The sequence below is a fragment of the Agrobacterium tumefaciens str. B6 genome, assembly GCF_001541315.1.
Lineage (GTDB): Bacteria > Pseudomonadota > Alphaproteobacteria > Rhizobiales > Rhizobiaceae > Agrobacterium > Agrobacterium radiobacter.
In genome coordinates this window covers 47,732-71,867 of record NZ_LMVK01000050.1, presented here as the reverse complement: position 1 = coordinate 71,867, position 24,136 = coordinate 47,732, and the positions used below count along the sequence as shown (strand labels likewise).

Here is a 24,136-nt window from a genome sequence, read left to right as displayed (position 1 = left end):
TGGCGCTGCAGAAAAATACCCGTAAGAAATCCCGGAAAACCGGCCTTCATCCCAATTTTTCAGCAACAATATCCCGCTGGCTGTCTCCTCGGATCGGGATTATGCGTATAAAGTTCGATAGAACCAGAGAAGGATTATGCTTTCATGGGTAATTTTGTGCTGCAGGATTTGATCGATCAGGGGCCATGCATGCGAACCGTCTCGCTGCCGCGCGGCCGCCAGACGCTGCACACCATGCCGACCAGCAGCGGTTATGAAATCCGCAGCAGTGGCAATTACGACTGGGACGGGCGCAAGCGTGGCCAGACGCCTTTCACCGTGCTGCAATATTGCATCGCCGGACAGGGCAATCTCCGTTACGAGAACCGCCACTATGTGGTGAGGCCGGGCGAAACCCTGCTGCTGCTCATTCCCCACAATCACCGCTACTGGCTGGAAGAAGGCAAGGAATGGGAATTCTTCTGGATTTCCATGAATGGCGAGGAAGCGTTGCGCATTCACCGCAATATCCTCTCCGTCACCGGGCCGATCTTCAAACTCAAGCCCGAGACGGTGGATCACCTCGCCGAATGCTGCTCACGTCTCGTCAATGGCGCGGAAACACCAGGTGCCGCCTCAGCCGTCGCTTATGAGGCGGCGATGACGCTTTATGATGATGTCTTCGGTTCGCACCCTTCCTTTGGTGGCGAGTATCGCACGATGCAGCAGGTGCTGAGCTACATAGACAGCCATCTCGGTGAACGGCTTTCGGTCAGCGACCTTGCTGATGTGGCGGGTTTGAGCCGTGCGCATTTCTCCCGCATCTTCACGGCCAGCGAAGGCCTGTCACCAGCGGAATTTGTGCTGCAACGACGCCTGCGCCGCGCAGCCAAGCTTCTCACTTCGGCTGCGAACATTCCCATCAAGGAGGTGTCCGTGCTTTGCGGCTTCGAGGATCCGAATTATTTCTCCAAGGTCTTCCGCAGGCTCTACGGCACCAACCCGAGCGAATTCCGCACCACCGGGATGTATGCCAGCGTTCGGCAGAGCTGACAGAAAATGCGACTTGGTTTTGACATGTTTCAGGCGATTAAGGATAGGCGTTGCGCCCTTTTTGGAGACTGATCGAGGTGAACAGTAAAATCCGGACGATCCTCGTCTTTCCGATCAGGGCAATCATAATCTTCGCCCTTGTTCTCGACGGCATTTTCCGTCCGCTCTACCGACCGGTCATCAAAGCGATATCTGGCCTGACATTTATAAAGCGGCTGGAGAACCGGATCGAGCGACTGCCGCGTCTTGCCATTCTCCTCTGTCTTGCCGTTCCGTTTGCGATTGCCGAACCGATGAAGATCGTCGGCCTCGTCCTCATCGCCCACGGCGCCTTCAAGTCGGGGCTGGTTCTGACGATCCTTGCCCACCTTTCCACCTTCCTGATTGTCGAGCGCATCTATCATGCGGGCCGGGAAAAGCTTCTCACCTATGGCTGGCTCGCATGGATCATGCGCTATGTGCGTTTCGCACGTTCGTTTTACGACCGCTTCAAACTTGCGGCGCTGAATTGGATCCGGCTCCGGGTCCTTGCGCAATAGAGATAGAGCGCAACCGTCAGCCTTTGCGGCGCAGCCTTTTCAGCAGATATTCCGCAAGGGCAGTCGATTGCAGCGACACAAGAATAATGACGATGCCGAACACCACGCGGGTTTCAGGCACTTCATCGAACAGAAAATATCCGACAGCGATCACAAACAGGATCGACAGATAGCTGACCGGCGCAAGGACACTGGCATCCGCGACACGATAGGCTCGCAGGAAGCAATATTGCCCCATCTGCGCCAGCAATCCGATGCCGAGCAGCGGAACCCAGTCAAATGACACAACCGGCTTCCATGTCCATATTGCCGGAACGGCGGTGATGACGGCGAGGCCCACCGTGTAGAACACCATCATGACCGTGGTGTTCTCCTGCCGCAGCGCCCGGGTCTGAATCACCGCAAACGCCCCGAACACCACCGATACCAGAACAACAATCACGCCCGCGCCAAACTCCGTGCCGCCCGGCCCGATGACAACCAGAACGCCGACAAATGCAAGACAGGCCCCAGCCCAGCGAAAACGGCTCACACTTTCGCCAAGAAAGGCAACTGCCATCGCCATCGTTACCAATGGCCGGGAGAAACCGACGGCATTGACGGTCGCAAGCGGCAAAAGGGTGATGGCGATGAAATTGCTGGTGAGTGCAATGGCGTTGCAGCAAATGCGGAAAATGTTGCGCCAGGGATATTTGACGCGCACCATTTCTCCCCTGTGTCGCCAGATGAGCGGCAGGATGAACATCAGACCGATCATCGCCCTGATAAAGACCAGCTGGAAGGCGGGATAGGTAACTCCCTGCGCCTTGACGAGCGCGGTCATTCCGCCCGCGACAAGGGTCATGTCCAGCAACAACCAGCCAATGCCCGCGCGCGTATCCGTTTCGCGCGGGTTTTCCTGTTCTTCGCTCTGGGCGTCGCCATTCACGCCGGCTGCACAAGATTGGCCATGAGGCGGAAGGCCCCGGGCACGAGCTTGTCCATCTGGTGGTGCAGCACAAGGCTGGTATGGGTATGCCGGCCCTTGCCGATGACACCCGAAACCAGCGCGCCCTTGAGCGGCTGCTCATCGACATCGTGCATGGCGAGCAAGGGCTCGTAGACATCATCCCAGCGCGCGGCGAAATAGAGCCCACGTTCCTTGTCCCAGCCCGCCCAGTCAGCGGCATCAATCCTGTTGGGGCCTGCAAGCAGCGGATGTTCGGGTGCCAGCACCGTCACCTCCGCCTGCGAATCGGTTACACGCCAGCGCAAGGAAGGCTTGCCGATCTCGAGCCGTCTCACAGGCGTCGTCTCCGGGTTCCATCCATCGGTCGGCCGGTGATAGAGCGTAACGAGATGGCCGCCATCCTCGACGAAACGGTGAAGCCTTTCCGTTGCGGCGGCCAGATCCTTGCGGATGCCGAAGGCAAAGATGCCGATAACGATCGTCGTGAAGGACGACAGGTCACCGCCCAGCGCCTGGGCATCGAGTTCGCTGACATCGAGGCCCATGCGCGACAGCCAAAGACCCACCCTGTCGGCACCGCCACCGACATAACCGACGCGAGCGCCCTCGGGCAGCTTGAGGTCCAGCGACAGGATTTTCAAAACGGACGGCGCCAGAAACCTTGCCCTGCCGATATGCGGATAGGCGATGGGCGTGATCTGGAAAGCGGGTTGGGAACCGACAAGCGCTTCGATCTGGGCAAGGCCTGCCTTGGCCTCGCCAGTGCGTTCCGCAATCCAGTCACCACCGCTCTTGCGCAGGTCCCAGCCGCCCGTATTCCTGAACGACAGCGGCGCATCGGCACCCTTTATGTGCGCCTGAAAGACATGGGTGTCCTGCCCCTGTCCAAACGGAACCAGAAGGGCATCAGGCGCGATCGTCAGCGACTGCGCGGGCGTTACGAAAAACGGCTCCTCCAGATCGAAAGCCGCCGAAACCTTTCTGCCTTCAACCGTTGCGGAAAGCAGCACAGAGGCATGGCCATTGCCGCCCAATGCTTTCCATTCGGGCTGATAAAGTCCCGAAACAGCAGAATCCTTATCGGCAGCAAGCGAAAAGACCAGCGTCTCGCCACGCGACTGAATGGATGACGACACACCTGATGGCAGGACCGGCGTGACCTCGACATCAAGTTCAGCCGCCTTGTCTGAAAGCTCCACGGAAAGAACCGATGTTCCGCCCGGAACGATCTCCGCCGGCTCGGCATAGGCCCGCTCGAAAACATCGAGCGCCGTCAGGATAGCGGCGTCGACCTGCGCCCGCTTGCGCCCGATCCGATGGCCGTGCAGCTCCTTGAAATCCGCAGCTGCGGCCTCGTCAACCTTCTGCAAAAGCGCCGCCGCCGCAAGAAGCAACGCCGTGATCCGCTCCCTGTCGGGAAAGGCCGAGATTGCTTCGCTTATCGCCTGTTCCGCCTTGACCAGCGCCTGTGCCAATTCCGCATCCAGCCCGGGGAAAGCCGCAAGGTCCGACAGGGAAGACGGCAGGCTGTCGAGGATCGAGTGCTCTTCGCCCGCCGCTTCACTGGCGAGTTCCAGATGCAGCGGCCAGACCTCCTGCGCCCGCTTCGGCCAATGCCCCATTCCCTGCGACGCATGATAATAACGCGACCATTCGCCGATGCGGTCATATTGCGCACCGGTGGCCGCCTCCTTGCCCGGAGCATTGACTATCAGCGTAGTCTCCGGCGGCGGCACTTCGTCATCATAGGTGTCGCCACCGCCAGACCATGCGGGGAGGTAATATTTGGCCACCTGCCACGGTTTCAGCCCCTCGGCTAAATGCTCGGGATAGGCCGCAGGATCCGCCGCCAGCGCGATCGCGCTTTTCGCCGCCCGCGTCATGGCCCGGTGGTGCCCGTGCTGTCCCGGCACATCGAGAAATGTCGGAATGACGATATCCGGCCGCTCCTTGCGGTAGGCGCGAACCAGCCGCTCGACAATGCGCTGCTGCCCCCAGCGGTTAAAGGTCTGGTCGCCATCCTTGGAAAAACCGAAGTCGTGAATAATATCCGCCGGGCCATGGCCGAGCCAGCTGATATCAGCATCGATGACGCGCGCAGCCTCCTCCAGCTCCCGCGACCGGATGACGCCAAGCGCGCCCAGCCGTTCCGGCCCCAGCGCATTCTGCCCGCCCTCACCGCGTGTGGAGCAGGCGATGATGATCCGCATGCCCAGCTCCATGCGGAAATAGGCAAGCAACCCGTTCTGCTCGTCATCCGGATGCGCGCCGGTATGCATGACGGTCACGGTGGATTTCAGTGCGCTCAGCTTGCGATGCAGGCGAATGAGCCACGGATCGGCCATCTGCCGTTCGATGCGCTCCCGGGGGTTAAGCATGGGCGGTCTCCTCCAATATTCAGCCGGGTGCCTGCGCTGCGGCTCCCGGGGATGTCTCGAGTTTCGGTGTGACGATGTCGAACAGCGGCAAGGCGGCGGCCCCGAGCGCCGCAGTCAATTGCCCGGACTTGCCGTGGATGACCCGCGGCAGCTCCCGTTGCCGCCGGCTTGCAACCGACGTCGGCAAAGGCCCCATCCGCGCAATGATCTCGCTGATGATGATCTCAGGCAGCGCGCCGCCGAGAATGACCGTCTGGGGATCAAGAATATTCTCGAGCATCGCAACCATGGGCGCGAGATGGACGGCGGCCTCCTCTATCCATTCCATCACCACCGGATTGCCAGCCCTGAACAGGGCTTCCAGATCGTCAAGTTCCGTATCAGCGACACCGGCGCAGACAAGCTTTTCCTTCAGCACATAGACTGAGGCATAGGCTTCCAGGCACCCTCTCTGCCCGCAGGAGGGGCAAGGCCTTCCCTTTGGCGAAACGGTCACATGGCCGATTTCGCCGGCATTTCCGAAGGCACCGCGATAGGGCGCGCCATCCTGAATGATGCCGAGGCCAATACCGACGCCGAAATAGATCATGCAGAAATTCGGGATAGCCAGTCCCGCGCCGAACAGGCGTTCCCCGACCGCTGCCGCAGTCGCATCGTTTTCGACCACGACAGACTGGCCGCAGGCTTCGCCCAGCATCTGCCGGGCATCGATGCCGCCCCAGCCGGAAAGCGTCGTCGGTCCCACGGAGGTCATGCCGTCGATCTCAAAGGGACCGGGCATGACGACCCCGGTGCCAAGCAGCCTGCAGCCGAGATTATTCGCAACAGCGGCATGCTCGGCGGCAAAGGTCTTGAATATGGCGTCCGGTGTCGTGTCCTTGAGGGGGGTAACACGATGGGTGCGCAACACGCCGGCAAGATCGAGGCCAACGGTGACCATATGGTCGGCGGCGATTTCCACACCGATCGTCGCACCACCATCCGGGTTGACGGCGAACTGGACCGGCGGCTGGCCCCTGCCCGTGCGACGACGGCCGAGTTCCTTCAGCAATTCCTCGCCCATCAGTTCATCAACGATATTGGCGACCGCCTGCGGCGTCAGATGCGTGATCTTGGCAATCTGGGCGCGACCGAGCGATCCGTGCCGCCGGATAATGTCTAGAACGACTCGCCGGTTATGTTCGCGGCTCCGCTCAGGATTTTTTCCGATTGCTACGGGATAATCGTCCACCGTGTGCACCGTCATCTCTTCAACTTCCCGTCTCTTAGAAAATTCATAGCGTCGAATTGACGATAAGCGCAATATAATAATTCAAGTAAATTATCTTATTGACAAACGCGCGCCTTCAGAGAACCGTAGAGGGCGACCGGGGGTCAGGCTTGTTTGGGGCGGAAGAGGAAACTCCGCAGCCGGCAAATCGATGAGCGCGCGCGAAAGCGCGGATAAAGGGAACGATCGCTCCGCATCCGGAAGACCGGACGGAGGAAATGGAGGCTTACATGCGCAGGGCAACTCTGTTCGCCGGCTTGGTTGCCGGTTTCAGCACATTTGCATTCAACGCCGCGCAGGCGGTTGAAATCGAATATTGGCAATATGTCTTCGACACACGCGTGAAAGCCATGGACGAGCTGATCGCGGAGTTTCAGAAGGCCAATCCTGACATCACCGTCAAGCAGGTGACCTTTCCTTACGCCGACTACCAGACCCGCGTGATTGCCGCCAACATGTCCGGCAAGGGGCCTGACGTGATGCAGCTGTTTTACGGCTGGCTGGACAAGTTCGCAGCCGGCGGCATCTTGCAGCCGCTGCCGGCAGACGCGTTCCCGCATGACAAGATCGAAAGCGAATTCTTCCCCATCATCAGCGCCATGAAGCGCGGCGACGACTACTACGGCCTGCCGACAGCGGTTCGTTCGCTCGCCCTGTTCTACAACAAGAAGCTCTTCACCGAAGCCGGCCTCGATCCAGCCAATCCGCCGAAGACGCTCGATGAGTTCGTCGCTGCCGCGGAAAAAATCGCCAAGCACGACGCCGCCGGAAACCTCACCGTTGCCGGGTCCACACTCGACATGGGCGGCCAGGACCACCAGTGGTGGCGTGAAGTCCTCATTCGCCAATATGGCGGTGAGCCCTATACCGATAATGACCAGAAGGTCGCCTATAATAGCGAGCCGGGCAGTCAGGCGCTGAAATTCTACACCAGCCTACAGCTTGAAAAGAAGATAGGCCAAGTGGGTTTCATGGATGAGGGCCAGGCGGCCTTCCGCGCCGGTAAGGCCGGCATGACCATCGATGGCACCTTCCGGCTGGGCTCGTTCCGCACCATCAAGGATTTCGAGTGGGGCGTGACCGAACTTCCCACCAATGACAAGAATATCCGCTCCAACTATGCCAGCTACTTCGCCAATGGCATCAGCGCCAAGACCACGGGTGAAGAGCTTGAGGCCTCCAAGAAGTTCCTCGCCTATATCTCTTCCCCGGAAGCCATGGCGATCTGGCTGAAGACGGTGGGCGAGTTGCCGGCACGGCGCTCGGCGGCGCTGACCGAAGAAAACCTGAAGGACCCGATCTACGCGCCGTTCCTGAAGGGTCTGGAATATGCCCACACGACGCTGTTCATGGATGAGGCGGCCCAGCGGCAGAACGCCATCGACATGACCAACCGTGTCCTGCTCGAGGGCCAGTCGGTCGAGGATTCCATCAAGCAGGCCGCCGAGGCCGAGCAGGAAATCATCGACGCGGCGAAACCCTGAAAACCGCAGGTCCAACCATGACAGCGATAGATCAACAGGGGGCGGCATCCGGCCGCCCCGGCGGCTCCTTCGGGGATCGCCTTTCCATGCGCACGAAACGGCTTTTGTGGATCTGGAGCTTTCTGGCGATCCCGATCCTCTTCTACAGCGTCATCCGTTTTTACCCGACGCTACAGGCCTTCTATCTGTCCTTCACCAACTGGGACCTTCTGCGGCCAGCGAAGTTCATCGGCATCGCCAATTATGTGAAGCTGTTCAAGGACCCGCAATTCTGGAAGGTATTCAAGAATACCTTCACCTATCTCATCGTCGGCACGCCGATCAGTCTGGTGCTGGCTTTTGTCATCGCCTTTTATCTTGACCGGGTCCGCATCCTGCACGGTTTCATCCGCGCGCTTTATTTCCTGCCCTATCTGACGACCGCAGCGGCCATGGCCTGGGTCTGGCGCTGGTTCTACCAGCCGCCGCCGATCGGCATCATCAACGATGTGCTTGGCATGATCGGCATTCCGCAGCAGCCCTTCATCCGCTCCACCGATCAGGCGCTTTATTCGGTCATGGTGACAGCCATCTGGGCGGGGCTCGGTTTCCAGATCATCATCTTCATGGCGGGCCTGCGCGCCATTCCGACGACATTCTACGAAGCCGCCCGCATCGACGGGCTCGGCGAATGGGCGATCCTTCGAAAGATCACGCTGCCGCTCCTGAAACCAACCACCGTTTTCCTCGTGGTCTTTTCCTCGATCGGCTTCCTGCGCATCTTCGACCAGGTCTACAACATGACCACCAATGATCCGGGCGGACCGCTCGGCTCAACCAAGCCGCTGGTGCTGATGATCTACCAGACCGCGTTCAATTCCTATGCCATGGGCTATGCCGCAGCACAGACGGTCGTCCTGTTCACCATTCTTCTTGTCGTATCGCTGGTCCAGCTCTGGGTCCTGAGGGAAAAGAAATGAGCGAAGCGTCGCCACTCTCCCACGCCCGCATCCGCCCCGGCCGCATCGTCACCTGGACGCTGCTGTTCATCGGCGGCCTTATCATGATCTCACCGCTGCTTTTCATGTTCTCGACCTCGTTCAAGACGGCGGATCAGGTCTATGACCTCAGGCTCATCCCGGCTGCGCCGACGCTTGCGAACTACGTCACCGTGATGGCCGACGGCCGTTTCCTGCGATGGTTCTTCAACTCGATGCTGGTTGCGGTCATCGTCACCGTTTCCAACTGCTTTTTTGACAGTCTGGTCGGCTACACGCTGGCGAAATTCGAGTTCCGCGGCCGCTATTTCATCTTCCTCGCCATCCTGTCGACGCTGATGATTCCGACGGAAATGCTTGTCATTCCATGGTATCTGATGTCCAGCCAGCTGGGCTGGCTCGACAGCTACTGGGGCATCATGTTCCCGGGAATGATGACGGCATTCGGCACCTTCCTGATGAAGCAGTTCTTCGAGACGGTTCCGAACGACTTCATCGAGGCCGCACGCGTCGATGGGCTCAACGAGTTCCAGATCTGGTGGAAAGTCGCCCTGCCGCTCGTCACGCCGGCGCTCTCCGCTCTCGCGATCTTCACCTTCCTCGGCAACTGGACAGCCTTTTTCTGGCCGCTGATCGTCACGACAAGCAAGGAGCTCTATACGCTGCCGGTCGGGCTTTCGAGCTTTGCGGTGGAACAGCAGATCCAGTGGGAAATGATCATGACGGGCGCAGCCATTGCGACCATCCCCACCCTTATCGTCTTCATCGTCCTGCAACGCTACATCGTTCGCGGTGTGATGCTGGCGGGTCTGAAAGGATAATATCATGGCCGATATCAACCCGCGCCTGTCCGATACCAGCAAGTTTCCCGATCCGGTCTACAAGGAAACAGTGCTGCGCCCGCTTTTCGATGGCGCCAAGAACCACCATGTCGACGGGTTTCGCCGCATCGACCGTGCGCATCTCGTCATGCTGCGCGAAACCGGAATTCTCGACGCCGAAACGGCGGCGAAAATCGCCGGCGCGCTCGAAGACATAGACAGAACCATCGAGCCATCGGAGCTTGTCTATACCGGCGAGGTCGAGGATTTCTTCTTCCTGATCGAAAAGGAACTGAAAGCCCGTATCGGCGTCGATGTCGCCGGCCGCCTGCATACGGCCCGCTCGCGCAACGATATCGATCACACCCTGTTCAAGATCGGCCTCAAGGAAAAGATCGACACGCTCACCGCCAAGGCGCGGGTTCTGCTGAAAGCGCTGATCGATGCCGCCGAGCGCAATCAATCCACACTGATCGTGGCCTATACGCATGGACAGCCGGCGCAGCCCACCACCTTCGGCCATTATCTCTCCGCCGCCAGCGAAGTCCTCATTCGGGATATCGACCGCTTCGCGGAAGCTCGCCGAATCGTCGATCTCTCACCCATGGGCGCCGCCGCCATCACCACCTCCGGCTTTCCCATTGATCGCGCCCGCGTCGCCGAGCTTCTCGGTTTTGCCGCGCCGCTGCGCAATTCCTATTCCTGCATCGCCGCCGTCGACTATACGACGGCGACCTATGGCGCGATCGAACTGATGTTCCTGCATCTCGGCAGGCTCATTCAGGACTTCCAGTTCTGGACGAGCTTCGAAGTCGGGCAAATCTATGTACCGAATTCGCTGGTACAGATTTCCTCGATCATGCCGCAGAAACGCAACCCGGTTCCAATCGAACATCTGCGCCACCTCGCCAGCCAGACATTCGGCCGGGCACGAACCATGCTCGACGTGATGCACAATACGCCCTTCACCGACATGAATGACAGCGAGGGCGAAACGCAGGGCATGGGTTACGAGGCCTTCGCCTCGGCCGGCCGGGTTCTCGATCTCCTCGCCAGCCTTGTCGGCCAGATCAGCATCGATCCGGAAAGGGTCGACCAGAATATTCGCCGTTCCTGCATCACCATCACGGAACTGGCGGATTCGCTTGTCCGCATCGAGGACCTGTCATTCCGCCAGGCCCATGAGATCGCCGCAACCGTCGCCAAAAGCGTTGTCGCGCTGAAGGGCGATCTACCGAATGACGGCTACCAGCCGTTCCTCAACGCGTTCGAGGAGCTGGCGGGGCGCAAAGCCGGCATCAGCGAAGAGAAGTTCAGGCAGATCGTCTCGCCGGAGCACTTTGTCGCGGTGCGCAGCCGCTTCGGCGGCCCCGCCCCCGAACCGATGCGCGAGGCGATTGCCGCCTATCGCGGCAAGCTTGGTGTATTCGAGGCGGAAGCGCAACGATCCGCCGATCACGAAGCGGCGAAGGCCGCCGAGCTTGCAGAGAAATTTACTGCCCTGACGGGAGCGAGATAATGGCGACAATCGAACTCAATCAACTCGTGAAGCGCTACGGCAAGGTGGAGGCGGTCAAAGGTATCGACCTTGCCATTGAAGACGGCGAATTCGTCGTTTTTGTCGGCCCGTCCGGCTGCGGAAAATCGACGACACTGCGCATGATCGCAGGGCTCGAAGAAATTTCCGACGGCACGCTGAAGATCGGCGGGGACGTCGTCAACGAGAAGGAACCGAAACAGCGCAACATCGCCATGGTCTTCCAGAACTATGCGATCTACCCGCATATGACGGTTCGCCAGAATATTGGCTTCGGGCTTTATACCGCAAAGCTCGACAAGGCGGAAAAGAACCGGCGTATCGAAGAGGCCGGGAAGGTGCTGGGGCTTGAGGCGTTGCTCGACCGTCGGCCAGCGGCTTTGTCCGGCGGCCAGCGGCAGCGCGTCGCCATCGGCCGTGCCATGGTGCGCGATCCCGCTGCCTTTCTTTTCGCCGAGCCGCTCTCCAATCTCGACGCCCAGCTGAGATCGCAGATGCGCATTGAAATCAAGCGCTTGCACCAACGTCTTAAAACGACAACCGTCTACGTTACCCACGATCAGGTGGAAGCCATGACCATGGCGGACCGGATCGTCGTCATGAAGGACGGCCATATCCTGCAGGTTGGCACGCCGACTGAACTCTACGAAACACCCGTCGATGTGTTTACCGCGCGCTTCATCGGCAGCCCCTCGATGAACCTCCTGCGAGGGACCAAAACAACCAACAGCGTTACGCCCTCCGCCACGGGCGAGTTTTTGATCGGTGTGCGGCCGCACGACCTGCTGGTGGGCGAGAGCGAAGCGCCGCAAGGCACGTTCAAGCTTGAAGGAACGGTAACCGCGGTCGAGCCTCTTGGCCCGGAAACACTGGTTCATCTGGACACCGACGCCACCTCGGTGATCGCAACCTCGAGAGGCAAATCCATTCCCGCAGTCGGCAGCCGGCTACAATGCCGGGCGGAAACAGGCGCGCTCTATCTTTTCGATGCGAAGACGGAAAAGCTTCTGGGCCGCGCATGATGACAACAGAAAAATCAGCCGTCATCAGCATTGGCCGCATCTATTGCGACCTCATTTTCACCGGGCTTGACGAATTGCCGGTGCTCGGCCGGGAGCTGTTTGCACGCGACATGGAAATCGCCGCCGGCGGCGGGGCTTTCATCGCCGCCGCACATCTCGCCCATATCGGCCGTCCCGCTGCGCTGCTGGCAAGGCTCGGCACCGACCCCTTCTCGCGCGATATCGGTGAGAAAATGCAAAAGAGCGGTGTCGACCTGCGATTTCTGGAGCATTCGGCGGATGCGGGGCCGCAGGTCACGGTGGCAACGGTGGTTGGCCACGACCGTGCATTTTTGACACGCCGCGCCGGCGCCGCCCGGCCTTCGACACTGGATGCCGCCCTTGCGTGGGACAAGGCACGGCATCTGCACATCGCCGAATTCGCTACTTTGCACGAAATCCCCGATCTCGTCGCGCGCGCCAAGGCGAGCGGATTGTCCGTCTCGCTCGACCCGAGCTGGGACGCCTCGCTGATCTACGACAAGGGTCTGCTCAGGGCCTGTGCCGGTGTCGACGTTTTTTTGCCCAATCTTGAAGAGGCCGAAGCAATCACCGGGCATTCGGAACCGGAAACGGCTATCCGGAGATTGGCGGAGGCTTTCCCGATCGTCGCCCTCAAAGGCGGCGCGGAGGGTGCATGGGTATCATCTGCAGCCGGGATTCAGCATAAAGCCGCCCAAAAGGTCCCGGTGGTCGATACGACCGGCGCAGGCGATGCCTTTAATGCCGGTTTTCTTGATACATGGCTTCAGGGTCAGGACGAACAGCAATGCCTCGAAGCCGGCATCGCAGCGGGCAGTCTTGCCGTGCAGGCGGCAGGCGGCGCACCGAAGGTGACCGCCGCCGCGTGAGACGCCCTGCCCGCATCACTCCCCGCGCGGAAAACGCTGGTTCTCTTCCAGCACGTTAAGGTCCATGTGGTTGCGCATGTAGCGTTCGGAGGCCTTTTGCAGTGGCTGGTAATCCCACGGGTAATAAGCGCCATTGCGCAACGCCTTGTAGACCACCCAGCGCCGCGCCTGACTTTCCCGCACGGCAGCATCGAAAACAGGCAATTGCCAGCGCCGGTTGATTTCGCTGGCAAGCGATGAAAGCACGGCACTGAAAGCGGGATCGCCGGCAAGGTTCGCGCGCTCCTCGGGATCAGCCTCGATATCATAGAGGAGCGGCGGATCGGTTTCGCAGACCGAGAGCTTGTAGCGGCCGTCCCTGATGGCGACGAGCGGCGCGATCGAGCCTTCGGCGGCATATTCCATCGGCACCGGGCCGCGCTCTCCAGTTCCCGCAGCCAGCGCCGACAGGTCTTCGCCATCGGTCCAGCGTTTGAGCGAGGTGATATCGAGGCCCGCAAGCCCGCAGAGCGTCGGCGTGACATCGAGCGTCGAGACGGGCGTGTCGATCAGGGCCGGCTGCCAGCCGGGTGCGGCGATCATCAGCGGCACGCGGGCGGAGCCCTCAAAGAAACACATCTTGAACCAAAGCCCACGCTCGCCCAGCATGTCGCCATGGTCGGACAGGAAGAGGATGATGGTGTCCTCCTCCATCCGTGTCGCTTTCAGCACGTCGAGAATCTCACCGACCTTCTCGTCGATATAGGAGATATTGGCGAAATAACCGCGCCGTGCGCGGCGTATCTGCTTTGGCGAAATATCGAAAGCCTCATGATCGCAGGCTTCCAGCAACCGTTTCGAATGCGGATCCTGCTCCTCGAAGGCAATCGCCGATGTCTGCGGATCAAGCGCCGGGCAATCCTCGTAGAGATCCCAGAATTTGCGCCGCGCCACATAGGGATCGTGCGGATGGGTGAAGCTGACGGTCAGGCACCAGGGGCGGTCATCGAGCCGGCGCGACAGATCGTAGAGCTTGCGGGTGGCGTGATAGGCCACCTCGTCATCATATTCCATCTGATTGGTGATTTCAGCGATACCCGCACCGGTGACCGAGCCGAGATTGTGATACCACCAGTCGATCCGTTCGCCGGGCTTGGTATAATCAGGCGTCCAGCCGAAATCCGCCGGATAGATATCCGTCGTCAGACGCTCTTCGAAGCCATGTAATTGGTCCGGTCCGACGAAATGCATCTTGCCTGAAAGGCCGGTGTAATAACCGGCCGCCCGCAGATGGTGCGCATAGGTCGGAATGTCGGAAGCGAATTCGGCAGCGTTATCATAGACCCGCGTCCGGCTGGGCAACTGCCCGGACATGAAAGAAGCGCGGGCCGGCGCGCAGAGCGGGCTTGCCGTATAGGTGTTGGCGAAGCGGACAGACCGCTCCGCCAGTGCTTTCAGATGTGGTGCGTGCAGAAAATCGGCCGGACCATCGGGAAAAAACGTCCCGTTGAACTGGTCGGCCATCAGGATCAGGATATTGGGACGCGGCATTTCGACTTTCCGGCTTAGAGACCAAGCTTGCCTTTGACGGCGTCCGCACCCGGCTTGCCATCCAGCGTGGTGACGCCTTGCAGCCAGCCATCCAGCACCTTCGGATTGGCCTTCAGCCAGGCCGTCGCCGCCGCTTTGGAATCCTCACCGCCGAGAATGGAGCCCATCAGGCTGTTTTCCATGCCGATATCAAACTTCAGGTTCTTGAACAGCGTCGCCGCATTCGGGCATTGCTGCGCCCAGCCGGTGCGGGCCAGCGTATAGACTTCCGCGCCGCCGAAATTCGGGCCGAAATAGGCGTCACCTCCGGAGAGATAGGCGATATCGATCTTCTCATTCATCGGATGCGGCGCCCAGGCGAGGAAGACCACGGCCTTCTTGTCCCTGCCCGCCCGTTCCACCTGCGCCAGCATGGCCTGTTCGCCGGATTCAACGAGCTGCCAGCCTTTCAGGCCGAAATCATTGGCGTCGATGATCTTCTGGATATTCTGGTTGGCCGGTGCCCCCGGCTCGATGCCATAAATCTTGCTTTCGAACTCATCGGCATGTTTGGCGAGATCGGCAAAATCCTTCACGCCCTTTTCCGCCATATAGGAAGGCACCGCCAGCGTGAACTTGGCGCCCTCCAGGTTCTTCGTCATCACCTCGGCCGCTTTCGCCGCGTTCAGATCGTCGACGAAGGATTTCTGGGCCGGCATCCAGTTGCCGAGAAAGACATCGATTTCGCCATTTTTCATGGCCTGGTACCCGATCGGCACCGACAGCGTCTTGACGTCGGCTTCATAACCCAGCGCATCGAGCACGACGGAAGCGACGCCGTTGGTGGCGGTAATGTCGGTCCAGCCGGGATCGCTGAGGCGAATGGTTTTGCAGGTGGCGTCATCAGCCGCCTGCAGCGGGGTGGAGAATGCCGCAACGGACAGAATAAGGCCGGCGGCGATGCGATGCAGATGAGAAACGGTTTTCATTGCGGCTCCCCTTTTATTAGTCCAGTTTATTGAACACCACATTGTTTTTGCCTGTGAAGCGGGTATTTTTCGATGACTGATATAAGGAAATTTAATGTCTGACCGGCCGCTCGATCTCGGATGGATGCGCATTTTCACCGATGTCGCCCGCCGCGGCAGCCTCACGGCTGCTGCGGCATCGCTGCGACTGACCCAGCCGGCCGTCAGCTATCAGATGCGGAAGCTGGAGGATGAGCTGGGCGTGGTTCTTATCCGGCGCAAACATCGCGGCATCGAACTGACAGCCGAAGGACAAAAACTGTTCGACATCGTCTCGCGTAATGTCGACGCCATCGATCTTCTCGCGCAGCAGCTTCGCCGGACGGAGGATCGGCAGACTATCCGCCTGCATACGGATTATGCCTTTTCGTCCCTGTGGCTCATCCCGCGCATGCATGGTTTTCGAGCGCTCAATCCCGACATAAACATCCAGATCGTGGCAACGCAGGACCCTCTGGGTCAGGGCAAACACGATAGCGACGTGATGATCATTTTTGGGACACGGCAGGAAGCGGGCGACGGGGCGGTACTGCTGCTTTCGGAGAAGGTCACGCCGGTCTGTTCCCCGGCGCTTCTGGCTGACGCAGCCGCACCCGCGAGTGTCGCGGATCTCACACGGCTGAAGCTTATCCACTTGGAAAACACCTCCCAGGCGCACTGGTTCGACTGGCCGTCCTATTTCAAGCATTTCGGCGTGCTGAGAGGGCCGGAAAACGATGGCGGCGACATCAGCTTCAACAATTACACCATGGTGGTTCAGGCAACCATCGGCGAACAGGGTTTTGCACTCGGCTGGGCCGGGCTCATCGATCCGCTGCTCGAGGCGGGCGTGCTGGTGACCGCAGGCCCAAGCCTCGACGCTCCGGGCCGCGGATACTGGCTGATGCGGCCGAAAAACAGCGATAATGCGGTGAGAAAACTCACCGGCTGGCTGATCGACGAGCGGCGGTGAAGACCACACCTATCACGCAGGTACAGTCCTGTGCCGGCCAATCGGCAGCATCATCGGCTTGCCCGAAGTCGGATCCTCGATGACCCGGCTTTCGATGCCGAAGACGTGACGGACATTCTCTTCCGTCAACACCTCCTCCGGCGTGCCGCAGACATGCAGCTTTCCGCCCCGCATGGCAACCAGATGATCGGCATAACGCGCCGCGAGATTGAGATCGTGCAGCACCATGACGATGGTGGTTTCACGCGCCTGATTGAGGTCGGTCAGAAGATCCAGCACTTCGACCTGATGGCTGATATCGAGGAAGGTGGTCGGTTCATCCAGCAGCAATATGTCGGTTTGCTGGGCGAGCGCCATGGCGATCCAGACACGTTGCCGCTGCCCGCCGGAAAGCTCGTCCACCGGACGCTCGGCAAGTTCGACCGTATCGGTGGCGGCGAGAGCTGCGGCGACGGCCTCGTCATCCTGCCGCGACCAGCGGGCGAACAGGCCGTGATGCGGGTGCCGGCCACGGCTGACGAGATCGGCAACCACGATGCCCTCCGGCGCGATTGGCGATTGCGGCAGAAGGCCCATGCGCCGTGCGAGGTCGCGCGAAGGGAGACGATGAATCGACTTTCCATCGAGCAGGACCTGACCGGCGCGCGGCGTGATGAGCCGCGACATGCTGCGCAGCAGGGTGGACTTGCCGCAGGCATTGGCGCCGACAATGACGGTGATTTTCCCGCGCGGGACAGTGAGGTCCAGCCCGTCGATGATGAGGTTTTCGCCATATCCGGCAGAGAGGCCGCTTACGGAAAGGGAGTGGCCGGTCATAACGAGCCTCCGCTGCGGTTGACCCGCACGATAAGGTAAATCAGATAGGGTGCGCCAAGCGCGCCCGTGACGACGCCGACCGGATAACGGCCCGGCAACAGGAACTGGCCGCAATAATCCCCCACCAGCACCAGTGCCGCTCCGACCAGAGCCGCGGGAACGAGCAGCGAGCCGTTGCTGCCGACGATACGAGCCGCAATCGGCCCGGACAGGAAAGCGACAAAGGCGATCGGCCCGGAGACCGCCGTTGCAAAGGCGATCATGCCCACGGCGGCGATGATGACGATGATGCGGGTTCGTCCCACCCGCACACCGAGCGCTGCGGCCGCATCGTCACCCAGTCTCAGAGCTTCCAGGTCACGCGCGCGGCTGAGGAGCAGGCCGCCGAACAGGATGAGCGCGACGAAAAGCGGCAGCAACTGGGCGATCTTCGCGCCGTTGACGCTGCCGGTCAACCAGCGCATTGCCTCCTGCAGCGTCCATGCCGGCGCGACGGAGAGAATATAGGCAATGAAGCTTTCCAGCATCGCCGACACGCCGATGCCGACAAGGATCAGCCGCGTGCCAGCCACGCCATTTCGGAAGGACAGGAGGTAGACCAGAAGCGCGACGCCCAGACCGGCGGCGACGGCGAAGACCGAGACCAGCGGCCCGCTCATCTGCAAAACGACGATGGCAAAAACGGCCGCGGCACTCGCGCCGGAGCTGATGCCGATGATGTCGGGGCTGGCGAGCGGGTTGCGCAGCATGATCTGGAAGGCGATGCCGCCGAGCCCGAAGCTCAGGCCTGCGAGAACCGAAAGCAGCGCGCGCGGCAGGCGCAGCTGGCCGACGGTGAAGGTGACGCCGGCAATATCCTCCCCCAGCAGAACGCGGATGACATCACCGGGCGGCGTGAAGGATTGCCCGAGCATCAGCGTTATTGCGAAAGCGGCGATCAGGATCACCGACAGGGCAGCGATGACAAGGCGACGCCGGCGCTGGCGGGCGTGGCGGTTGAAGACGAGAGTTTCGATGACGGGAGCGTGCATGGTCACAATTCGCGCGCCCTCTGGCGTCTGACGATCCAGATGAAGAAAGGCGCGCCGACGAGGGCGGTGACGATGCCGACATCAAGTTCGGATGGCCGCGCCACGATGCGCCCGACAATATCGGCGGCAAGCAGCAGACACGCCCCGCCAAGCGCCGAGAACGGCAGAAGCCAGCGATTGTCCACGCCAACGAGCAGGCGGCAGAGATGCGGCACCACCAGCCCGACGAAACCGATTGGCCCGCAAATGGCGGTGGCGGCACCGCAGAGCAGAATGGCGCCGAAGGAGACCACCGCTCTGGCTGCCATGACATTCTCGCCAAGCCCGGCGGCGAGTTCGTCTCCGAGCGCCAGAGAATTCAGCTTGCGCGCCGAAAGCAGGCTGATGATGAAGCCGGCGGCGAGAAAGGGCAGCACGGTCTCGATGCGCTCGAAGGTCGCCCCGCCGACGCCGCCGATCTGCCAGGAGCGGATGCCGCCGGCAATATCGCTGCGCGGCAGCACGACGGCGATGACGAGCGACGAAAAGGCGACGGAGGTGGCGGCGCCCGCAAGTGCGAGTTTCAGCGGGGTCGCGCCGCCTCGCCCCAAAGAGCCGACAACATACACGAAAACCGCAGATGCCCCCGCCCCCGCAATTGCGGTGATGATGAAGGCCTGCGCCGTGGCGATGCCGAACCAGACAATGCCGATGACGACGGCTAGCGACGCCCCCATGTTGACACCGAGAATACCGGGATCGGCAAGCGGATTACGGGTAACACCCTGCATGATGGCGCCGGCCAGCCCGAGTGCGGCCCCGGAAAGCAGCGCGAGCAGCGTGCGCGGAAGACGCACCGCAACCACCGCTTCGGCAACCGTCTCGACGCGGCCGCTCAGCCCGCCAAGAATATCCGCAAAAGAGACGTCACGCGTGCCGATGGCGACGGAGAGCGCACAGAGCAATGCGAGAAGCGCCAGCACTGCGCCGAGCCATGCGGTTCGCGCGCGGCTGGAGCGACCGGCGAGCAGCACCGTTGTCACTTTGCCGGGTCCCGACATTGTCACTGCGATTTCCTGGAGGATTTGTCGGCGGCCTTTGCCAGGAGATCGGCATAGTCCTTCAATACCCAGGAAATCGACAGCGGCGTGGGGTTTGAAGCGGTGCCGAGCGGATCGCGGCCCAGCATGACGATGGCATCGTTGGCAACTGCCGGCATGCGGGCGAGAAGCGGATCGGCGCGCATGGCATTCAGCAGCGGCTGGCTGCCATAGGTCACGACGATATCGACATCGTCAAAGGCATCCACACGCTCGGCGCTGACGCCGGCGGCGAATTGCCCCGGCTTCGTCGCCTCCACGACGCTTTTCGGCGAGGCGAGCCCCAGATCGGCGAAGAACTTCACTCGGGTGTCATTGGCCGTATAGAAATTGACGACGCTGAGATTGGTGGCATCGAGATGGGTGACGAACATGGCCGACTTGCCCTTCAGCTGCGGGTGGCCGGCGACAGCCTGCGCGATTTCGCCCTCGATGCGTTTGATGAGCGCCTCACCCTCGACCGCCGTGCCGAGCCCGGCGCTGTTGAGCCGGATCATCTCGCGCCAGTCCGTCGCCCACGGGGAGACGGGATAGGCGACAACAGGCGCAATCTGGCTCAGCGTATCGTAGTCGGACTGGCTGAGACCGGAATAGGCGGCAAGGATGACATCCGGCTGCGTCGCCGCCACGGCCTCGAAATCGATGCCGTCGCCCTCGTCGAACAGCACAGGCTTTGCCGCATTGAGTTCGGTAAGCCGCTTCGCCACCCATGGCAGCAGGCCGTCGCCGTCATCATCGCCGAAATTGGCCGCCGCAAAACCGACAGGCACGATGCCGAGCGCCAGCGGCACCTCATGGTTCGCCCAGGCGACAGTGGCGACCCGCTGCGGTTTCTTCGCAATCCTGGTCGTGCCAAACGCATGTTTGATGGCGACGGGATAGCTGGTCGTCTCCTCCGCCGCGGCCATATCAGGCGCGATCATCGACAGGAAAAGCATGAATGCCGGAACGAGGCAGCGGAACGGGCGAAGCATGGCGAAGCTCTCAAAGGTTCAAAAGTGGACTTGAACTCTCAGCTTCAAATGCCCCCGTCAAGCCCAGGCAAGAAATGCAGCAGCAACAGCGGTGAAATTTCCGGGGTTTTGTACAAAACCGCAAAAAGTTACAATACCGGACAAACTTTCTCAAGTTATTGGGCGCTTCGAGAGTGGGCCGTGAAAACGGCGATCGGGGCATCAAGGTCTGGAACATACCAATGAATATCGAAACCGAAGGCAGACACCGCAAAACCGCGCGACGTCGTTACCAGGATGCGGCCCTGCTTGCCTGCACGGCGCTTGTCGCCACCCTGCCCGGCTCCCTGCTGGCGCAGGAAGCTGCCAATACGGGCGGCAGCACGGTTCTGGAACGCATCACCATCGACAGCGGCGACAATGACCAGAAATCGATCGTTGCCCCCCGCCCCACGAGCGGCAGCAAGATGGCGACCGATATTCTCGACACGCCTGCCTCCGTTTCCGTCATCACCGCCAAGGAAATGCAGCAGCGCGGTGTGCAGACCGTGGAAGAAGCGTTGCAATATACCGCTGGCGTGACCACGGATTTTTACGGTTCCGACGACCGTTTCGACTATTTCAAGATTCGCGGTTTCGATGCCTATACCTATCGCGATGGCCTCACCCTCGGCCGTCCCTTTGGTGCGCTGCGCGAAGAAACCTATGCCTATGAGCGGGTGGAAGTGCTGAAGGGCGGCAATTCCACCACCTTCGGCGTCTCGGATCCCGGTGGCTCGGTGAATTATTCCACCAAGGTGCCGAAACGCACCCGTTTCGGCGAAGCCTATGTGACCGGCGGCTCCTATAGCCGCGCCGAGACCGGTTTCGATTTCGGCGACAATATCACCAGCGACGACACGCTGTCCTATCGTCTGACCGGCAAGCTCCGAAATGCCGATGCGGAATATGATTATTCCCGCGATGACGAGAAGTTCTTCATGGGCGGCCTGACCTGGCGTCCGACCGACGTCACCAGCCTCACCGTCGTTTACGACCATCTCAACAAGGATGGCGTTCCCGGCGGCGGCGGCCATCCCGTCGGCTCGGATTTCGACCGCAGCCGCTTCTTCGGCGAACCGGACTACAATTATCGCGGGACAAACCGCAATTCGCTGAGCGTGATGTTCGACCACGATTTCGGCTCGGGTCTGACCCTGTGTTCCAACGCCCGTTACAGCAAGGCGAATACGGACTTCGGTTATGCCTATATCTCGTCGACGCCGACCAACGGTTCGACCATCGCCAACCGTTCCTATTTCGGCAACGACACCGAGACCGAAAACTTCCTGATCGATACGCGCCTGCAATATGACACGCGGTTTGAAAATGTCGAAAGCCGCAGCCTCGTCGGCGTTTTTTATAACAACTATGAATCCGGCAGCAAAAGCTACTTCGGCGCCGCGCCGAGCATCAACTGGATGAACCCGGTCTATACCGGCGCGCCCTCCTCGGTGCCGCTCTATGCCAGCTCGCTGACGGACCAGAAAACCAGGGCGATCTACCTGCAGCAGGACCTGACCTTCTTCGACAGGCTCACCGTCAGCGCCGGGCTGCGCAACGACTGGATCGACACCGACCAGACCAACCGGCTGAATGGCACGACGGCAAGCGGCGACATCAGCGAACTGACCAAGCGCATCGGCGTGTCCTACAAGGTCACCAACGAAATCGCGCCCTATATCAGCTACGCCGAATCGGTGGTGCCGGCATCCGGTCTGACGGTCGAGCCCGAACGCGGCGAGCAGATCGAACTCGGCGTGAAATACCGGCCGGATGCTTTCCCGGCCCTGTTCACCGCCTCGATTTACGACCTGAAGAAGAACAACATCACCGTCACCAGCCCGATCACCAGCTTGCCGACCACCATCGGCGAGGTGCGCGTGCGCGGCCTCGATCTTGAAGCGAAGGCAGAGGTAACAGACAATCTCAGCCTGACGGCGGCCTATTCCTATCTCGATGCGGAGATCACCGAAAACGGCACCGGCGGCAATATTGGCAACCGGCCGGAATTCGTGCCCGAGCATCAGGCTTCACTGTGGGTCAATTATACGCTCGAAGGCAACGACCATTTCGGCGACATGACCTTCGGTCTCGGCGGCCGCTATACCGGCGCCTATTATTTCGACAATGCCAACAAGGTCGAAACCGGAAGCAGCGTGACCGTGGATGCGGCATTCAGCTACAAGATTCAGGAAACCGCCTCACTGGATGTCAATGTCTCCAACCTCTTCAACGAAAAACACGTTTCGTATGGCGGGGTCGGCGCTGACTTCTACAATCCCGGCCGGGCGTTTTCCGTGACTTTGCGAAAGACGTGGTAGAGAAAAAACAACTGATTTCAAACCGCTACAAGACAATCCTAATGTTTAACATCATCCTCGGGCTTATTCCGGGGATCCAACCACGTATCGTAAGGTCACAAGGTCGCAAATCCTCGGGACAAGCCCGAGGATGACGTCGAGCAAGATTTACGGACGCGCCGACGATTGAGTGTAGACAGCAAAGGCCACCAATTCAAAGTAGCCTATGCAAACGCCGCCAGGCGGCCGGCGTGTTGCCCACGGACTGGCGGAAAGCCTTGGTCAGATGGGCCTGATCGGAAAAGCCGAGCTGGGCGGCGATATCGGCCACAGTCAGATCGCCTTCCAGCAGAAGTTTCCGGGCGGCATTGATGCGCCGTTCCAATTGCCATTGCAGCGGCGTCTTGCCGGTGGTCTGGCGAAACACGGTGGCGAACCAGCTTTCCGAAAGCCCGACAATATCCGCCATTTCGGCAACCGCCATACGGTCGTCGCCACGCTTTTCGACCTGGGCAAGAAGCTTGTTCAACTGCGCCTGCGTCAACCTGCCATTCACCTGCTCCGGTGAAGGGCCGGGAATATCCAGCAGGCCGGCAACGATGCTGCCGACGAGACTTTCCGCAAAGACCGCATGTTTCGAGGGCTCCGCCAGCTCATCGACAAGCAGGCCGGCAAGAGTTTCCACCGAGCCGATATCCTGTATCTCGACCGGGCGGCGCAGCGCCGTCATCGCCGCCGAGCTGCCGACCGAAGGTGACAGGAAGCGCAACAGCCGGTCCTTGTGAATATGCAGGTTGAGATGCGAGAACCGGTGCGTGGCGTTGCTGCTCGTCCACATCGGCACGCCAGCCGGCACATAAACCGCCCGCGTCATCGGCCGCGAATGGTTGCTGAACTCGCCGTTGCGGTTGGACATGCTGATGCGTGAAGACACATCGTTGAAAAAAATCATGATGCGCGGATCGGCGGCAAGATAATAACCCTTCGCCCCCATCTGGCTTTCCGCCTCCCAGAAAGCACTGACGAGCCCGTCCAGCTGGCGCCACTTCACCGGCGCAGTGACGCTGATCCCTTCCGTGTGCCAGGTCATGGAATGCCAGAAACTCAATGCGGGTACCGTCCGGTGTCGGGTCTGGGTTGAGGGCTTGGAAAGACAGGCGCGCCGCGCCAGTTATCGCGCTTCGCCCCAATAACATGACTTATCAATTCATGTTAATAGCAAAGATCGTTATGAAGAGAAACATTCACTGACGCGACCGCCCTGGAACCTCTGCCCAAGACACCCGTTGAACTCCTGACAGGAACGCAACAATGGAGACTATCATGGACAGCAAGAAGGAACCGGGCAACTTCGCGGACAAGAAGCGCGAAGAGAAGGGCCGCGGCGTCATCGTTGCCGGGCCGGATGCGCATGAAAATGAAAAAAGCGGCAAAGCCCCGTCAGGCAACGCCGAAAAATCTTCACCGGCGAAGCCGGTTTCGTCTTCGGACCGGAGATAAACAAGCACCTCTCCAATCTCTTGAGAC

General features: G+C 60.4%; 21 protein-coding genes. 11 read left to right on the top strand and 10 right to left on the bottom strand.

What is annotated here, in order from left to right; all coding sequences use genetic code 11:
• Nucleotides 1–144: 144 nt before the first annotated feature.
• Nucleotides 145–1,032: an AraC family transcriptional regulator gene (locus tag ASB65_RS24190; RefSeq protein ID WP_060725585.1), complete on the top strand. Its 888-nt coding sequence runs from the start codon at nucleotides 145–147 to the stop codon at nucleotides 1,030–1,032.
• Nucleotides 1,033–1,109: 77 nt separating this feature from the next.
• On the top strand, nucleotides 1,110–1,571 hold the full coding sequence (locus ASB65_RS24185; protein ID WP_060725584.1) for a hypothetical protein: 462 nt from the start codon (nucleotides 1,110–1,112) through the stop codon (nucleotides 1,569–1,571).
• 16 nt (nucleotides 1,572–1,587) lie between these two features.
• Here the strand turns inward: ASB65_RS24185 and ASB65_RS24180 are convergent, their stop codons facing one another.
• Genes ASB65_RS24180 through ASB65_RS24170 form a run of 3 tightly spaced genes read right to left on the bottom strand, consistent with a single transcriptional unit; the run spans nucleotide 1,588 to nucleotide 6,144 of the window.
• The gene (locus tag ASB65_RS24180) at nucleotides 1,588–2,499 is read right to left on the bottom strand and encodes a DMT family transporter (protein ID WP_060725583.1); all 912 of its coding nucleotides are present in this window, start codon (nucleotides 2,497–2,499) and stop codon (nucleotides 1,588–1,590) included.
• The gene (locus ASB65_RS24175; protein WP_060725582.1) at nucleotides 2,496–4,898 is read right to left on the bottom strand and encodes a PIG-L family deacetylase; all 2,403 of its coding nucleotides are present in this window, start codon (nucleotides 4,896–4,898) and stop codon (nucleotides 2,496–2,498) included. Before ASB65_RS24175 ends, ASB65_RS24180 begins: the two co-directional genes overlap by 4 nt.
• Nucleotides 4,899–4,917: 19 nt before the next feature.
• Nucleotides 4,918–6,144 carry an ROK family transcriptional regulator gene (locus tag ASB65_RS24170; RefSeq protein WP_060725581.1) on the bottom strand — a complete coding sequence of 409 codons (1,227 nt, stop codon included), beginning with the start codon at nucleotides 6,142–6,144 and terminating at the stop codon, nucleotides 4,918–4,920.
• A gap of 242 nt (nucleotides 6,145–6,386) precedes the next feature.
• On the opposite strand from ASB65_RS24170, the gene ASB65_RS24165 reads away from it, so the two are divergent.
• The 6 genes from ASB65_RS24165 to ASB65_RS24140 are packed head-to-tail and all read left to right on the top strand — an operon-like array spanning nucleotide 6,387 to nucleotide 12,899.
• Nucleotides 6,387–7,652 carry an extracellular solute-binding protein gene (locus tag ASB65_RS24165; RefSeq protein ID WP_060725580.1) on the top strand — a complete coding sequence of 422 codons (1,266 nt, stop codon included), beginning with the start codon at nucleotides 6,387–6,389 and terminating at the stop codon, nucleotides 7,650–7,652.
• Nucleotides 7,653–7,669: 17 nt separating this feature from the next.
• Nucleotides 7,670–8,611 (top strand): carbohydrate ABC transporter permease, encoded by a 942-nt coding sequence (locus tag ASB65_RS24160; protein ID WP_060725579.1) that lies wholly within the window; start codon nucleotides 7,670–7,672, stop codon nucleotides 8,609–8,611.
• Entirely contained in the window at nucleotides 8,608–9,450 is an 843-nt protein-coding gene (locus ASB65_RS24155; RefSeq protein ID WP_060725578.1) for a carbohydrate ABC transporter permease, read from the top strand. Before ASB65_RS24160 ends, ASB65_RS24155 begins: the two co-directional genes overlap by 4 nt.
• A gap of 4 nt (nucleotides 9,451–9,454) precedes the next feature.
• Nucleotides 9,455–10,969 carry an argininosuccinate lyase gene (gene argH / locus ASB65_RS24150; protein ID WP_060725577.1) on the top strand — a complete coding sequence of 505 codons (1,515 nt, stop codon included), beginning with the start codon at nucleotides 9,455–9,457 and terminating at the stop codon, nucleotides 10,967–10,969.
• Complete coding sequence (locus tag ASB65_RS24145; RefSeq protein ID WP_060725576.1) at nucleotides 10,969–12,009, top strand: ABC transporter ATP-binding protein; 1,041 nt, start codon at nucleotides 10,969–10,971, stop codon at nucleotides 12,007–12,009. Before argH ends, ASB65_RS24145 begins: the two co-directional genes overlap by 1 nt.
• Nucleotides 12,006–12,899, top strand: a complete 894-nt coding sequence (locus tag ASB65_RS24140) for a carbohydrate kinase family protein (protein ID WP_060725575.1) — start codon at nucleotides 12,006–12,008, stop codon at nucleotides 12,897–12,899. Before ASB65_RS24145 ends, ASB65_RS24140 begins: the two co-directional genes overlap by 4 nt.
• A gap of 15 nt (nucleotides 12,900–12,914) precedes the next feature.
• On the opposite strand, the gene betC is transcribed toward ASB65_RS24140, so the two are convergent.
• Entirely contained in the window at nucleotides 12,915–14,429 is a 1,515-nt protein-coding gene (betC, locus tag ASB65_RS24135) for a choline-sulfatase (RefSeq protein ID WP_060725574.1), read from the bottom strand.
• A 14-nt stretch (nucleotides 14,430–14,443) separates the two neighbouring features.
• Nucleotides 14,444–15,397 (bottom strand): choline ABC transporter substrate-binding protein, encoded by a 954-nt coding sequence (locus tag ASB65_RS24130; protein WP_060725573.1) that lies wholly within the window; start codon nucleotides 15,395–15,397, stop codon nucleotides 14,444–14,446.
• 94 nt (nucleotides 15,398–15,491) lie between these two features.
• On the opposite strand from ASB65_RS24130, the gene ASB65_RS24125 reads away from it, so the two are divergent.
• Nucleotides 15,492–16,388, top strand: a complete 897-nt coding sequence (locus tag ASB65_RS24125; RefSeq protein WP_060725572.1) for a choline sulfate utilization transcriptional regulator — start codon at nucleotides 15,492–15,494, stop codon at nucleotides 16,386–16,388.
• 12 nt (nucleotides 16,389–16,400) lie between these two features.
• On the opposite strand, the gene ASB65_RS24120 is transcribed toward ASB65_RS24125, so the two are convergent.
• From ASB65_RS24120 to ASB65_RS24105, 4 genes are read right to left on the bottom strand one after another with little or no spacing between them, the layout of a single operon-like run.
• Nucleotides 16,401–17,204, bottom strand: a complete 804-nt coding sequence (locus ASB65_RS24120; RefSeq protein WP_060725571.1) for an ABC transporter ATP-binding protein — start codon at nucleotides 17,202–17,204, stop codon at nucleotides 16,401–16,403.
• Nucleotides 17,201–18,235 carry a FecCD family ABC transporter permease gene (locus ASB65_RS24115; protein WP_060725570.1) on the bottom strand — a complete coding sequence of 345 codons (1,035 nt, stop codon included), beginning with the start codon at nucleotides 18,233–18,235 and terminating at the stop codon, nucleotides 17,201–17,203. Before ASB65_RS24115 ends, ASB65_RS24120 begins: the two co-directional genes overlap by 4 nt.
• Nucleotides 18,236–18,237: 2 nt before the next feature.
• The gene (locus tag ASB65_RS24110) at nucleotides 18,238–19,281 is read right to left on the bottom strand and encodes a FecCD family ABC transporter permease (protein WP_060725569.1); all 1,044 of its coding nucleotides are present in this window, start codon (nucleotides 19,279–19,281) and stop codon (nucleotides 18,238–18,240) included.
• The gene (locus ASB65_RS24105; RefSeq protein ID WP_060725568.1) at nucleotides 19,278–20,288 is read right to left on the bottom strand and encodes an iron-siderophore ABC transporter substrate-binding protein; all 1,011 of its coding nucleotides are present in this window, start codon (nucleotides 20,286–20,288) and stop codon (nucleotides 19,278–19,280) included. The genes ASB65_RS24110 and ASB65_RS24105 overlap by 4 nt, the downstream gene beginning before the upstream one ends.
• 221 nt (nucleotides 20,289–20,509) lie before the next feature.
• Here ASB65_RS24105 and ASB65_RS24100 point away from each other — a divergent pair, with 221 nt between their 5' ends.
• On the top strand, nucleotides 20,510–22,630 hold the full coding sequence (locus ASB65_RS24100; protein ID WP_060725567.1) for a TonB-dependent siderophore receptor: 2,121 nt from the start codon (nucleotides 20,510–20,512) through the stop codon (nucleotides 22,628–22,630).
• Nucleotides 22,631–22,823: 193 nt separating this feature from the next.
• Here ASB65_RS24100 and ASB65_RS24095 read toward each other — a convergent pair whose 3' ends face one another.
• Nucleotides 22,824–23,717: a helix-turn-helix domain-containing protein gene (locus tag ASB65_RS24095; protein WP_198927608.1), complete on the bottom strand. Its 894-nt coding sequence runs from the start codon at nucleotides 23,715–23,717 to the stop codon at nucleotides 22,824–22,826.
• 215 nt (nucleotides 23,718–23,932) lie between these two features.
• Here ASB65_RS24095 and ASB65_RS28790 point away from each other — a divergent pair, with 215 nt between their 5' ends.
• Nucleotides 23,933–24,109, top strand: coding sequence for a hypothetical protein (locus tag ASB65_RS28790; RefSeq protein ID WP_080868644.1), 177 nt, complete (start codon nucleotides 23,933–23,935; stop codon nucleotides 24,107–24,109).
• The last annotated feature ends 27 nt before the right edge of the window (nucleotides 24,110–24,136 follow it).

What these genes read in the sequence shown, in the direction of transcription:
- ASB65_RS24190 (WP_060725585.1), top strand. Translation starts at nt 145, where the DNA reads ATGGGTAATTTTGTGCTGCAGGATTTGATCGATCAGGGGCCATGCATG.
- ASB65_RS24175 (WP_060725582.1), bottom strand. Translation starts at nt 4,898, where the DNA reads ATGCTTAACCCCCGGGAGCGCATCGAACGGCAGATGGCCGATCCGTGG.
- ASB65_RS24170 (WP_060725581.1), bottom strand. Translation starts at nt 6,144, where the DNA reads ATGACGGTGCACACGGTGGACGATTATCCCGTAGCAATCGGAAAAAAT.
- ASB65_RS24165 (WP_060725580.1), top strand. Translation starts at nt 6,387, where the DNA reads ATGGAGGCTTACATGCGCAGGGCAACTCTGTTCGCCGGCTTGGTTGCC.
- ASB65_RS24160 (WP_060725579.1), top strand. Translation starts at nt 7,670, where the DNA reads ATGACAGCGATAGATCAACAGGGGGCGGCATCCGGCCGCCCCGGCGGC.
- ASB65_RS24155 (WP_060725578.1), top strand. Translation starts at nt 8,608, where the DNA reads ATGAGCGAAGCGTCGCCACTCTCCCACGCCCGCATCCGCCCCGGCCGC.
- argH (WP_060725577.1), top strand. Translation starts at nt 9,455, where the DNA reads ATGGCCGATATCAACCCGCGCCTGTCCGATACCAGCAAGTTTCCCGAT.
- ASB65_RS24145 (WP_060725576.1), top strand. Translation starts at nt 10,969, where the DNA reads ATGGCGACAATCGAACTCAATCAACTCGTGAAGCGCTACGGCAAGGTG.
- ASB65_RS24140 (WP_060725575.1), top strand. Translation starts at nt 12,006, where the DNA reads ATGATGACAACAGAAAAATCAGCCGTCATCAGCATTGGCCGCATCTAT.
- betC (WP_060725574.1), bottom strand. Translation starts at nt 14,429, where the DNA reads ATGCCGCGTCCCAATATCCTGATCCTGATGGCCGACCAGTTCAACGGG.
- ASB65_RS24130 (WP_060725573.1), bottom strand. Translation starts at nt 15,397, where the DNA reads ATGAAAACCGTTTCTCATCTGCATCGCATCGCCGCCGGCCTTATTCTG.
- ASB65_RS24125 (WP_060725572.1), top strand. Translation starts at nt 15,492, where the DNA reads ATGTCTGACCGGCCGCTCGATCTCGGATGGATGCGCATTTTCACCGAT.
- ASB65_RS24120 (WP_060725571.1), bottom strand. Translation starts at nt 17,204, where the DNA reads ATGACCGGCCACTCCCTTTCCGTAAGCGGCCTCTCTGCCGGATATGGC.
- ASB65_RS24115 (WP_060725570.1), bottom strand. Translation starts at nt 18,235, where the DNA reads ATGCACGCTCCCGTCATCGAAACTCTCGTCTTCAACCGCCACGCCCGC.
- ASB65_RS24105 (WP_060725568.1), bottom strand. Translation starts at nt 20,288, where the DNA reads ATGCTTCGCCCGTTCCGCTGCCTCGTTCCGGCATTCATGCTTTTCCTG.
- ASB65_RS24100 (WP_060725567.1), top strand. Translation starts at nt 20,510, where the DNA reads ATGAATATCGAAACCGAAGGCAGACACCGCAAAACCGCGCGACGTCGT.
- ASB65_RS28790 (WP_080868644.1), top strand. Translation starts at nt 23,933, where the DNA reads ATGGACAGCAAGAAGGAACCGGGCAACTTCGCGGACAAGAAGCGCGAA.